General features: G+C 70.0%; 12 protein-coding genes. 2 read left to right on the forward strand and 10 right to left on the reverse strand.

What is annotated here, in order from left to right:
• Nucleotides 1-90: 90 nt before the first annotated feature.
• Nucleotides 91-444 (forward strand): metallopeptidase family protein, encoded by a 354-nt coding sequence (locus tag BN12_RS10020; RefSeq protein ID WP_048552118.1) that lies wholly within the window; start codon nucleotides 91-93, stop codon nucleotides 442-444.
• A 4-nt stretch (nucleotides 445-448) separates the two neighbouring features.
• Here BN12_RS10020 and BN12_RS10025 read toward each other — a convergent pair whose 3' ends face one another.
• The 8 genes from BN12_RS10025 to BN12_RS10055 form a co-directional block, all read right to left on the reverse strand.
• Nucleotides 449-1687, reverse strand: coding sequence for a L,D-transpeptidase (locus BN12_RS10025; protein ID WP_048552119.1), 1239 nt, complete (start codon nucleotides 1685-1687; stop codon nucleotides 449-451).
• Between the two features lie 131 nt (nucleotides 1688-1818).
• Entirely contained in the window at nucleotides 1819-2220 is a 402-nt protein-coding gene (locus BN12_RS10030) for a cytochrome c oxidase subunit 4 (RefSeq protein WP_048552122.1), read from the reverse strand.
• Nucleotides 2220-3926 (reverse strand): aa3-type cytochrome oxidase subunit I, encoded by a 1707-nt coding sequence (gene ctaD / locus BN12_RS10035; protein WP_048552124.1) that lies wholly within the window; start codon nucleotides 3924-3926, stop codon nucleotides 2220-2222. The genes BN12_RS10030 and ctaD overlap by 1 nt, the downstream gene beginning before the upstream one ends.
• Nucleotides 3923-4804, reverse strand: coding sequence for an aa3-type cytochrome oxidase subunit II (gene ctaC / locus BN12_RS10040; RefSeq protein ID WP_048552126.1), 882 nt, complete (start codon nucleotides 4802-4804; stop codon nucleotides 3923-3925). Before ctaC ends, ctaD begins: the two co-directional genes overlap by 4 nt.
• A gap of 92 nt (nucleotides 4805-4896) precedes the next feature.
• Nucleotides 4897-5625 carry a leucyl/phenylalanyl-tRNA--protein transferase gene (gene aat, locus BN12_RS10045; protein WP_407667787.1) on the reverse strand — a complete coding sequence of 243 codons (729 nt, stop codon included), beginning with the start codon at nucleotides 5623-5625 and terminating at the stop codon, nucleotides 4897-4899.
• The gene (locus BN12_RS10050; protein WP_048552128.1) at nucleotides 5579-6565 is read right to left on the reverse strand and encodes a carbohydrate kinase family protein; all 987 of its coding nucleotides are present in this window, start codon (nucleotides 6563-6565) and stop codon (nucleotides 5579-5581) included. The genes aat and BN12_RS10050 overlap by 47 nt, the downstream gene beginning before the upstream one ends.
• Nucleotides 6566-6575: 10 nt before the next feature.
• Nucleotides 6576-6956: a hypothetical protein gene (locus BN12_RS24435; protein WP_157635437.1), complete on the reverse strand. Its 381-nt coding sequence runs from the start codon at nucleotides 6954-6956 to the stop codon at nucleotides 6576-6578.
• A 398-nt stretch (nucleotides 6957-7354) separates the two neighbouring features.
• On the reverse strand, nucleotides 7355-8935 hold the full coding sequence (locus BN12_RS10055; protein ID WP_083454549.1) for an MFS transporter: 1581 nt from the start codon (nucleotides 8933-8935) through the stop codon (nucleotides 7355-7357).
• A gap of 127 nt (nucleotides 8936-9062) precedes the next feature.
• Between BN12_RS10055 and BN12_RS10060 the strand changes: the two genes are divergently transcribed.
• A complete protein-coding gene (locus BN12_RS10060; RefSeq protein ID WP_048552130.1) occupies nucleotides 9063-9767 on the forward strand; it encodes a TetR/AcrR family transcriptional regulator in 705 nt (234 codons plus the stop codon).
• A gap of 349 nt (nucleotides 9768-10116) precedes the next feature.
• On the opposite strand, the gene BN12_RS10065 is transcribed toward BN12_RS10060, so the two are convergent.
• On the reverse strand, nucleotides 10117-10497 hold the full coding sequence (locus BN12_RS10065) for a HesB/IscA family protein (RefSeq protein WP_048552132.1): 381 nt from the start codon (nucleotides 10495-10497) through the stop codon (nucleotides 10117-10119).
• 93 nt (nucleotides 10498-10590) lie between these two features.
• On the reverse strand, nucleotides 10591-11303 hold a 713-nt coding region (locus tag BN12_RS10070), incomplete at its 5' end, for a glycerate kinase (protein ID WP_048552135.1).

Consider the following 11303-nt stretch of genomic DNA (forward strand, 5'->3'; position numbering starts at 1 on the left):
GAGGATCGGCATACCGACGCGAAGGGGCCCCGGGCGAGTCCGCCCGGGCCCCTTCGCGGTATGCGCCGACCGGCTTCATAGGCTGGTCGCATGGTCTCGATGAGCGAGGAGGACTTCGAGAACGCCGTCGGCGACGCCCTCGACGGGGTGCCGCCGGAGCTCATGCGACTGCTCGACAACGTCGTCTTCCTCGTCGAGGAGGAGCCGGCCGAGCCGGACGCGGACCTCCTCGGGCTCTACGAGGGCACCCCGCTCACCGAGCGCGACAGCGGCTGGGCGGCGGGCTCCCTGCCCGACCGCATCACGCTCTACCGGGGTCCGCTGTCCCGGATGTGCGCGGACCGCGAGGAGCTCATCGACGAGATCGCCGTGACGGTCGTCCACGAGATCGCCCACCATTTCGGCATCGACGACGCCACCCTCCACGACCTCGGCTGGGGCTGACCCGTCAGGCCAGGGCGCTCTGCTGCTTCCACTGGCTGTAGGAGTACTGCCAGACGCCGATGCCCTCCGTCGGGAGGAACTGCCGGCTGGACCCGGTGAACTTCACGACGTCGCCGGGCTTGGACAGGTTGTACATCCAGATGGCGTTGGAGGGCCCGACGTTGACGCAGCCGTGGGACACGTTCGCACGACCCTGGGCGTAGACCGACCACGGGGCGGAGTGGATGTACTCCCCCGTCCAGGTCAACCGCAGGTCCCAGTCGACCTTCTCGCGGTAGTAGTCGGGAGAGCCCTTCGGGACGCCGCTTGTCGCCGAGTCCATGATGACGCTCGGCTGCTTCTCGATGATGACCTTGGTGCCGGAACGGGTGATGTACGGCATCCGGTCCTGACCGGCGCTGATGGGGACGGTCCGCAGGGTCCGGCCGTTCTGGGTGACCCGCATCTCGTGGGTCGCGAGGTTGACGTAGCTGATCGTCGAGGAGCCGACCGTGAACCCACCGGTCAGGTTGTTGGCGACCCACTTGCTGGGGCCGGTCTGGACGCCGGTGAGGTCCGCCGTGATGGTGACCTTCGTCCCGGGCTTCCAGTAGCTCTTGGGGCGCCACATGAGCTGCCGGTTGTCGAGCCAGCCCCACGAGCCGGCGGTCTTGGGTGAGGTCTTGATGGAGATCGACTTCTGGACCTGGGCGCGGTATGCCTTGCTCGTCACCTGCGAGTCGAACTGGATCGTCGCGGGCATCCCGACGCCGACGGTCGACCCGGTGTACGGCATGGAGTAGGTCGCGACGGTCTTCGGGGTGAGCGTCTTGAAGGTCGTGCGCTCGGTCGACGGGGTGCCGTCGACCCCCTTCGCCGACACCTGGACCGTGTAGGACGTCGCCGGCTTCGTCCGCTGGGTGGCCTTCCACACGCCGTCGGTGAGATCGCCGTCGATGGCGTGGCCCTTGGCGTCCCGGACCGAGACCTTCTCGATCGTTCCGCTCCGGGCCGACACCGTGACGAGCGAGCTGGGCTTCACCCCCGCGGCGCCGTCCTTCGGCGTGATGACCAGCTCGGCGGGCTGCGGTGTCGGGCTCGAGGACGACGAACCCGCCGAGGCGCCCGACGAACTGCCGCCACCGACGCTCACCGCATCCGAGACGGCGGAGCACGCCGCGGTCGACGCGGCGAGTAGACCGGCCGCGACGACGAGGGCAAGGCGCGCCGGCGTGAAGCGGCGATGGGTGGGGCGAACGAGCAAGGCGATCTCCGGAGGACGCAGGCGGCAGCATACGGGGGCACGACGTCGTCCCACCGCGGACCTATGCTACCCGCTCAGCGGCACCCGTCCGGTCAGGCGCCCACGGAACGGCCCTCGCGCCGCCGATCAGCTCACTGTGCGTGCTCACCATGCCAGTACTCGAAGGTCCAGCCGATGAGAGCGACGATCCCGAACGTCCCGCCGATGATGAACAGCCACCAGCCGATGGCCAGGCCGAGGAAGCACACGGCCGCGCATCCGCCGAGGAACAGCGGCCACCAGCTGTACGGGCTGAAGAACCCGAAGTCACCCTCGAACTCGTCGATCGTGGCGCTCTCGTTCTCCTCGGGCCGGTACCCGATCTTGCGGCCGGTGAACCACGTGTAGTACGCGATCATCGCCGCGAGCAGCCCGGACAGGTAGAGGGCGACCGCGCCAGCCGGCTCGCTCCACTTGCCCCACAGCCCGTAGATGGTCCCCATGACGAAGAAGAAGACCGACAGGAGGGCGAACATCTTGAACTCGATGCGCATCAGCGGCCGCCCCCTCTGATCTGCTCGACGAGCTCAGGATCGGGCGGCGGCGCGCCGACAGGCACCTCGCCGCCGTGCGCCAGGTCGAACGCGGGTCGCTCGGACCGGATCCGGGGCAGGACGTCGAAGTTGTGCCGCGGCGGCGGGCAGGAGGTGACCCACTCCAGCGAGTTGCCGTAGCCCCACGGGTCGTTGACCTGCACCAACGGCGCCCGCTTCCACGTCTTCCACACGTTGTAGACGAAGGGGATCATCGATGCGCCGAGCAGGAACGACCCGATGCTGGAGATCTGGTTGAGGGTCGTGAACCCGTCCTCGGGCAGGTAGTCGGCGTAGCGCCGCGGCATACCCCAGATGCCGAGGATGTGCTGGATGAAGAACGTCAGGTGGAAGCCGATGAACAGCATCCAGAAGTGGATCTTCCCGAGCCGCTCGTCGAGCATCCGGCCGGTCAGCTTGGGCCACCAGAAGTAGTAGCCGGCGAACATCGCGAAGACGACGGTGCCGAAGACGACGTAGTGGAAGTGGGCCACGACGAAGTAGGAGTCCGACAGGTGGAAGTCGAGGGCCGGGCTCGCGAGGATGACCCCCGTCAGGCCGCCGAAGAGGAACGTCACGAGGAACCCGACCGCCCACAGCATCGGCGTGTCGAGGGACACCTTGCCGCCCCACATCGTGCCGATCCAGTTGAAGAACTTCACCCCGGTCGGCACCGCGATCAACATCGTCATGACGGCGAAGAAGGGCAGGAGGACCTGGCCGGTGGCGTACATGTGGTGCGCCCACACGCTCATCGAGAGGGCGGCGATGGCGATCGTCGCGTAGACGAGGGTCTTGTACCCGAAGATCGGCTTGCGGGAGAAGACGGGGATCACCTCGGAGATGATCCCGAAGAACGGCAACGCGATGATGTAGACCTCCGGGTGCCCGAAGAACCAGAAGACGTGCTGCCACAGCATCGGCCCGCCGTTCTCCGGGTCGAAGACGTGCGCCCCGAACCGTCGATCCGCGCCGAGCGCGAAGAGCGCGGCGGCGAGGACCGGGAAGACGAGCAGGATGAGGATCGAGGTCACCAGGACGGTCCAGGTGAAGACCGGCATCCGCCACATGGTCATCCCGGGCGCCCGCATACACAGGATCGTCGTGATGAAGTTGACGGCACCCATGATCGTGCCGAAGCCACCGAGGGCCAGGCCGAAGACCCACAGGTCGCCGCCGATGCCGGGGCTGTACACCGTGTCCGAGAGCGGTGCGTAGGCGAACCAGCCGAAGGCCGCCGCGCCGTGCGGGGTGAGGAAGCCGGCCGAGGCGATGATGCCGCCGAACAGGTAGAACCAGTAGGCGAGCATGTTGAGCCGGGGGAAGGCGACGTCGGGTGCGCCGATGTGCAGCGGCATGAGGGCGTTCGCGAAGCCGGCGAACAGCGGCGTCGCGAACAGCAGCAGCATGATCGTGCCGTGCATCGTGAAGAGCTGGTTGTACTGGTCGGGGTTGTCGACGATCTGCAGTCCCGGCTCGAACAGCTCCGCCCGGATGAGGAGGGCGAGGACCCCGCCGAAGAGGAAGAAGGCGAAGGTCGTGATGAAGTAGAGGTTGCCGATCACCTTGTGGTCGGTCGTCGTGATCCACTTGACGACCGTGCGTCCCGGGTGCCGTTGCCGGACCGGTGCCGCCGCGGTCGTGCCGGGCTCGCGCATCGTCGTCATGAGGTGCTCCCTGGCAGTAGGTGCTCATCCTTGGGAAGGATCTCCGAGCGGTTCAGGCTGTTCGGCAGGAGGCCGTCGTTGCCTTCGGCCCTCAGCTGCGCCATGTGCGCGTCGAAGTCGGCCCGCGAGACGACCTTGACGTTGAAGAGCATCTGCGAGTGGTAGGCGCCGCACAGCTCGGCGCACTTGCCCTGGAAGGTGCCCAGCTCGGTCGGCACGACCTGGAAGCGGTTGACCCTCCCGGGAATCATGTCGAGCTTCTGGAGGAACGCGGGAATCCAGAAGGAGTGGATGACGTCGCGGGACGTGAGGTCGAACTGCACCCGCTGGTTGACGGGCAGCCAGAGCGTCGGCAGGGTCGCCTCCACCCCGGGCTTGCCCGTCAGCTCCGCCTGGGTGCCCGCCTCGTGGACGTTGGGCTCGACGTAGTTGAAGTCCCAGCTCCACTGCTTCCCGACGACGTTGATCGTCTCGTCGGGCTTCTTCGACACGTCGAGGAGGGTCGACTCGTCGCGCGCGGTGTAGACGAAGAACACCGCGATCATGAGGACCGGCACGACGGTGTAGAGCACCTCGAGCGGCACGTTGTACTTCAGCTGCGGCGGGAGCTCGTTGTCACCGGGCTTGCGGCGGTATCGGACGAGGCACCAGATGATGAGCCCGAGGACGAGGAGGCCGACGGCGATGAGGGCGATCCAGCCGCCGACCCACAGCCGGGTGACCGTGGTGGCGTTCTCGTCGGCCCCCTTGAGCAGGAGTCCGTCCTTGATGCTCGCCCGGCAGCCCGAGAGGCTGACGAGGCCGACCAGCGACAACGCGGCGACGAGGCCGGCACGGCGCGCCCGTGCTCTCCTCGGAATGTGGTCACGCTGAGGCACGGTGCACCTTCTTCGCGATGAGGCGGACGAATTCCACGCTGCCACCATAGTGCAGGAGCGACCGGCTTTTCAGGCAGGGGGACGGCCGTGCCTCACCACGCCGCGTCCGGCACCGCCAAGGCCTCGGGCAGCCGCTCGAGGTAGCGGCGCCGAGGCCACTCGACGACGCCGAGCGAGCCCAGGTGGGGGGTGCGCCACTGGACGTCGATGATCCGCCGGGGGTCGCCGTCGGCATACCACCGCGAGGCGAGCTCCGAGAGCGCCACCTTCGAGGCGTCCGTCGCCCGGTGGAACATCGACTCTCCGGCGAACAGCCCACCGATCGCGAGCCCGTAGAGCCCGCCGGCCAGCCGCTCCCCCTCCCACACCTCGATGCTGTGCGCCCAGCCGAGCCGGTGGAGCGTCGCATACGCCTCGGCGATCTGGGGAGTGATCCACCGGCCCTGCCGGGACGGGTCGGCGCACCCCGCGACGACGTCCGCGAACGCCGTGTCGGCCGTCACCGTGAAGCGGCGGTGGGAGCGCCGCAGGCTCCGGCTCACATGGAAGGCGCCCGCCGGGAGGACGCCGCGAGGGTCGGGCGACCACCAGCCGATGGGAGGCGACCCTTCCGCGCCGAGGCCCATGGGGAACAGCCCGAGCCGGTATGCGGCGAGGATCGTGCCGGGCTCGAGGTCGGCACCGACGGCGACGAGGTCGTCCCCGTCGCCGTCCTCGTCCGGGGCGGGCGGGCGCAGCTCCCACCGGCTGGGCTCGGGCTCGACGGGGGCGATGTCAGGGACGCCCGCAGGTGATGTGCGGCTCGATCTCGTCGGCCGCACCCGCGCCGTATGCCGCGCCGAGGCGGCCGAGGAACTCCCCCTTCGCGAGGGTGTACTCCTGGGTCCCGACCGTCTCGAGGACGTAGGTCGCGAGCATCGAGCCGAGCTCGGCGCACAGCCGGTGCGACAGGCCGGCGGAGAGGCCGGTGATGAAGCCGGCCCGGAAGGCGTCGCCCACCCCCGTCGGGTCGACGCGCGCGACCTCGGCGGCGACCTTCACCTCGACCGGCTCCTCGCCGCGCGTCAGGACGACGGCGCCGTCCTTCCCTCGCGTGATGACCCGGGTCCGCACCCGCTCGGCGATGTCGGCCGCGCTCCACCCCGTCTTGGACTCGGTGAGGTGGGCCTCGTACTCGTTCGTGAACAGGTAGTCCGCACCGTCGATGAGACGGCGGATCGTCTCGCCGTCGGCGAACGCGAGCTGCTGGGAGGGATCGGCGATGAACGGTATGCCGCGCTCCCGGCATTCCTGCGTGTGCCGCAGCATGGCGAGGGGGTCGTCGGCCCCGACGAGGACGTAGTCGAGACCCCCGATGCGCGCGGCGATGGGGGCGAGCTCGATGAACCGGGCCTCCTCCATCGCCCCGGCGTAGAACGTCGCCATCTGCGCCATGTCGCGGTCGGTCGTGCAGACGAAGCGCGCGGTGTGCTTGGTGTCGGAGACGTGGACCGAGACGCAGTCGACGCCGTGGCGCTCCAGCCACGACCGGTAGTCGGCGAAGTCGTCGCCGACCGCCCCGACGAGGACCGGCCGCTGCCCGAGCATCGCCATGCCGAAGCAGATGTTCGCCGCGACGCCGCCGCGACGGATCTGGAGGTCGGAGGCGAGGAAGGAGACGGAGATCTTGTCCAGCTGCTCGATGACGAGGCTGTCGGCGAACCGCCCCTCGAAGGTCATGAGATGGTCGGTGGCGATGGAGCCTGCGATGGCGATCTTCACGGGAAGAAACCTACCTGCGGCGAGCGCCCAGCATCGTCTCGGCACGTGCGGGGTTGTCGTGGTCCAGTCCGCCCCAGGTCAGCATCTTCTCCGCACGTGCGGGGTTGTCGTGGTCCCCCAGCCGTCCCGACCACGAAAAGCCCGCACCTGCGTGCCGAGAAGATGTCGCCCACGCGCGTTCTGGACAGCAACAACTCAGCACGTGCCGGGGGTTGTCGTGGTCGAGTCCCTCCCGGAACAGCAGCTTCTCGGCACGTGCGGGGTTGTCGTGGTCCAGTCCGCCCCAGGTCAGCATCTTCTCGGCACGTGCGGGGTTGTCGTGGTCGAGATCGGCATGAGCGGCGCGACGATCCCTTGTGGGGAAGCTGGCCAGAGTCCTGGCTCTGGCCATCTTCCCCACAAGACGTCGACCCCCACCTGCTCCACGCCCACGCCGCTCATCCAGGGTGCGGTGACAGGTGACGGAACCTCAGGCCGCGCAGCCCGTCTGGCGACACGAGGGCCACACCTGCCGGGGTCGGACGTCCGCACGTGCCGAGAAGACGTCGCCCACGCGCGTTCTGAACAGCAAACAACTCGGCACGTGCGGGGTTGTCGTGGTTCCCGTTCGCCCCAGGGCAGCATCTTCTCCGCACGTGCGGGGTTGTCGTGGTCGAGTCCCTCCCGGGACAGCATCTTCTCGGCACGTGCGGGGTTGACGTGGTCCCCCAGCCCTCCCGACCACGAAAAGTCCGCACCTGCCGAGTCGGCACGGTGTCGGTTGCCGGGGGTGGCGACGCTGGGCGGGCGTCAGGCGTCGGGACGCGCCGAGTCGGGCTGACGCTCGGGCGAGGGTTCCGGGCGCTGACGCCGCATGACGCCGAGGACGAGGCCGACGGCCAGGAGGAGCAGTGCGGCGGCGACGGCGGTACCGCGGTCCGCGCCCTCGACGAATGTCGCGAGCGCCACCGCGCCGGCCGGGGGCCGGGCGGTGCTGAAGACGGTGACGAGGACGGCGAGACCGAGGGCGCCGCCGAGCTGCTGGGTCACGTTGACGAGCCCGGAGGCGATGCCGGTGTCCCTGGCGGCGACGCCGAGCAGCCCGCCCGCGGTGAGCGGGACGAAGGCGAGGCCGTTGCCGAGCCCGAAGACGAGGAGCACCGGAAGCATCTGCAGGTAGGTCGTCCCCTCGTCGAAGGTCGTCATGAGACCGAGTCCGGCGCCGGAGAGGGCGAGGCCCGCGGCGGCCACCGAGCGCAGGGCATACCGGCCCGTCGTTGCTCGGGCGGCGACTCTCGAGGCGAGGAACACCGTGACGGGGATGGGCAGGAAGGCGAGGCCGGACTGCCATGGAGTCCACCCGAGGACGAGCTGCATGTACTGGCTGAGGAAGAAGAACGTGCCCATCGATCCGGCGACGAGCAGGAGCCGAGCGACGTAGACGGTCGAGCGGTCTCGGTCCGCGAACAGCCGCAGGGGGACGATCGGGGCGGGCGCCCTGAGCTCGACCGCGACGAACGAGGCGACGACGAGGCCCCCGAGGACGAAGGCACCGAGCGTCGCCGGATCATTCCACCCGTGCGACGCGGCGCGGATGAAGCCGTAGACGAGCGCCGACATCCCACTCGTCACGAGGACGGCTCCGAGGGCGTCGACGTGGCCCCGCTGCCGGACCGACCGACCGAGCACCCGCGTCGCGAGGACGAGGACGGCGATGCCGATCGGGACGTTGACGAAGAAGACCCACCGCCATGACGCGACCGAGGTGAGGACTCCCCCGGCGATGAGGCCGACCGCGGCGCCGCTGGCCGAGACGACGGTGTACCAGCCGATGGCTCGCGTCTGCTCCCTCCCGGCCCGGAAGAGGGACATCAGGATCGTCAGGGCCGAGGGGGCGAGGAGCGCGGCGCCGACACCCTGGAGCGCCCGGGAGGCGAGCAGGAGTCCGGTGCCGTCGGCGAGCCCGCCGGCGACCGACGCCGCGGTGAACAGCGCCATGCCCGCGAGGAAGGTGGGGCGGCGGCCGAGGATGTCCCCGGCCCGCGCGCCGAGCAGCAGGAGACCGCCGAATGCGAGGGTGTAGGCGTTGACGACCCAGGACAGGTTCGCCGACGACATGTCGAGCGCCTTCTGGATATCGGGGAGGGCGATGTTCACGATCGCCGAGTCGAGCACGATCATCAGCTGGGTGACGAGGACGACGGCGAGCACGAGGCCCCGCCGGCCCGGACCGATCCCGGCGGGTGGCGCGGCGTGGCGGCGCGTGCCCGGCCGTCGGGCGCGACCGCCGGTCTCGTCCGTCGTGGGCGGGGCCGAGGCGACGGTCTCCGCGGTGGGCCGCGCGAGGTCGCTCGTGGTGGTGGCGAACGAGGTCTGTGGTGCTGTAGGCATGCTGAGTAGTCCCTTCGCGGGATCGAGGCGTACCATCGGTGGTAAGCGGAGAGAGCCTCCGCTTGAAACTATACGGAGGATTCCTCCGGTTATGCAAGCGGTCGAGGCGAGCAAGAGGTGACGTGACATGTCGACGCGAGCGGCGCGCGATGCGTCGGATGAGGTGACGGTCGAGCCGCGGCCCGGACGGCCCGACCCCGACCGCGGTCCGTGCGGGACGGCACCGGACAAGCCGCTGCGCGCCGACGCCGCCCGCAACCGAGCCCGGCTGCTCGACGCGGCCATCGCGGCCTTCACCGACCACGGCGTCGACGTCCCGCTCGAGGACGTCGCCAAGGCGGCGGGCGTGGGCATCGGGACGCTCTACCGCCACTTCCCCACCCGCTGCGACCTCGTCCTCGCCGCCTACTCCTCCCAGGTCGACGCCGTCGAGCAGCGCTCGATCGACCTGTCGCAGCAGCTTCCCCCCGAGGAGGCGCTCCACGAGTGGATGCGCGGCTTCGTCGACTTCTATGCCGTCAAGATGGGGATGGTGAACCTCCTGCGCCAGATGATGCAGGGCAACCCCGAGACGTTCGAGCGGACGCGTGCCCGGCTGCTCGCCTCGGCCGAGCGGGTCCTCACCCCGGCGATGGAGGCCGGCCTGGTCCGCTCGGACGCGACACCGCAGGAGCTGGTCCGGGCACTCGGGGGGATCTGCCTCGCCGCGACGACGCCGGACGGTCAGGAGACCTCACGCGCCGTCGTCGACCTCGTCTACGACGGCCTGCGCTACGGGGCCCCGGCGACGGCCGGCTCACCGGTGAACAGCCCCAGCGTCGCGCCCGCGTGACGTCCGCGACGGCGGACACATGGACTGAGACCCGGAACCGGTGGCGGGAGGCCGCCGGGCGGCGGGAGGCTGCCGAGAGAGGCGGGAGGCTTCAGAGAGGACCGGGAGGCTGCCGAGAGAGGCGGGAGGCTTCAGAAAGGACCGGGAGGCTGCCGAGAGGACCGGGAGACTTCAGAGAGAGGCCAGCAACCACACGAGACATCCGGATGGGCCGGGTCGGGCTCTTCTCTCATCCGTGGTCATGAGCGACCGGGAACGAGCAGCGGCAACCGGAAGCGCCCCGGCATACGAGAACGGGCCCCGGCGGATCGCCCGCCGGGGCCCGTTCGTCGGTATGCGAGCGGCTCGCTCAGCTGAAGCTGTCGCCGCAGGCGCAGGAGCTCTGCGCGTTCGGGTTGTCGATCGTGAAGCCCTGCTTGTCGATCGAGTCCGCGAAGTCGATCGTCGCGCCCTCGAGGTAGGGGGCGCTCATCCGGTCGACGACGACGGCGACGCCGCCGAAGTCGCGGACGAGGTCGCCGTCGAGGGTGCGCTCGTCGAAGTAGAGCTGGTAGATGAGACCGGAGCAGCCGCCGGGCTGGACGCCGACGCGCAGCCGCAGGTCGTCGCGGCCCTCCTGGTCCAGGAGGCTCTTGACCTTCGCGGACGCCACGTCGGTCAGCACGACGCCGTGGGCCGGGGCCTCGGTCTCGGGGGTCTGGGTGACCTGGGTGTCGAGCACTTCGCTCATGTCCGTCCTTCGTCGCAGGTGGAGTCGGTCTCGAGGGTCAACCGACCGGGCCGGGATTGTGTTCCCGACATCCGTGCATACCTCGAGGATACGTCAGCGCCGCGGCGACCATGTCGCGGCAACCCGGGCGGCCCGGGCCCGGAGCGTCCCGACGGGGTCGGTCATCGCCGCCTCGACCTCCCGCGGGGTCTCCGCGACGGCGTAGCAGCCGCTCACGCCGAGCCCCATCGTCTCCCTGCGCCCGACCATGACCTGGCCCGCGATGACGACGCTCGGGGTCGCCGTCTCCAGCGCCGCCCCGGCGACGCCGGCGACGACCGTGCCGCGCAGGCTCTGCCAGTCGAAGCAGCCCTCGCCCGTGACGACGACGTCGTGGGCGAGCAGGTGGTCCCGGAAGGACACGGCGTCGAGGACCACCTCGACGCCTCCGCTGCGGTGCCCGCCGAGGAGGAGCAGGCCGTAGCCGAGCCCACCGTCCGCGCCCGCGCCGGGAGCCCGGTCGGGGCGGCGTGGCTTCCCGGTGAGCAGGTCGGTCCCGAACGGCCCCTCCGGCCGGTCGCCGCCGAGGGCGAGGGCGACGATGTCGGTGAACGTGCCGAGGGCCGACTCGAGCTCCTGCGCCATCGCCGGCGTCGCACCCTTCTGGGCGGCGAAGACCGCGCTCGCCCCCTCGAACCCGAGGAGCGGGTTGTCGACGTCGCTCGCGAGGACGATCTCGACGTCGGCGAACCGCTCACGCGTCGCGCGGAGCCCGTCGAGGTCGCCCACCTCGACGTCGCCGAGGGCCGCGCCTCCGCGCGCGAGCC

It is taken from the genome of Nostocoides japonicum T1-X7 (genome assembly GCF_001046855.1).
Lineage (GTDB): Bacteria > Actinomycetota > Actinomycetes > Actinomycetales > Dermatophilaceae > Nostocoides > Nostocoides japonicum.

Bases quoted from the DNA above. Each gene is read 5' to 3' on its own strand.
- BN12_RS10020 (WP_048552118.1), top strand. From the start codon at position 91: ATGGTCTCGATGAGCGAGGAGGACTTCGAGAACGCCGTCGGCGACGCC.
- BN12_RS10030 (WP_048552122.1), bottom strand. From the start codon at position 2,220: ATGCGCATCGAGTTCAAGATGTTCGCCCTCCTGTCGGTCTTCTTCTTC.
- ctaD (WP_048552124.1), bottom strand. From the start codon at position 3,926: ATGACGACGATGCGCGAGCCCGGCACGACCGCGGCGGCACCGGTCCGG.
- BN12_RS24435 (WP_157635437.1), bottom strand. From the start codon at position 6,956: ATGGCCAGAGCCAGGACTCTGGCCAGCTTCCCCACAAGGGATCGTCGC.
- BN12_RS10055 (WP_083454549.1), bottom strand. From the start codon at position 8,935: ATGCCTACAGCACCACAGACCTCGTTCGCCACCACCACGAGCGACCTC.
- BN12_RS10060 (WP_048552130.1), top strand. From the start codon at position 9,063: ATGTCGACGCGAGCGGCGCGCGATGCGTCGGATGAGGTGACGGTCGAG.
- BN12_RS10065 (WP_048552132.1), bottom strand. From the start codon at position 10,497: ATGAGCGAAGTGCTCGACACCCAGGTCACCCAGACCCCCGAGACCGAG.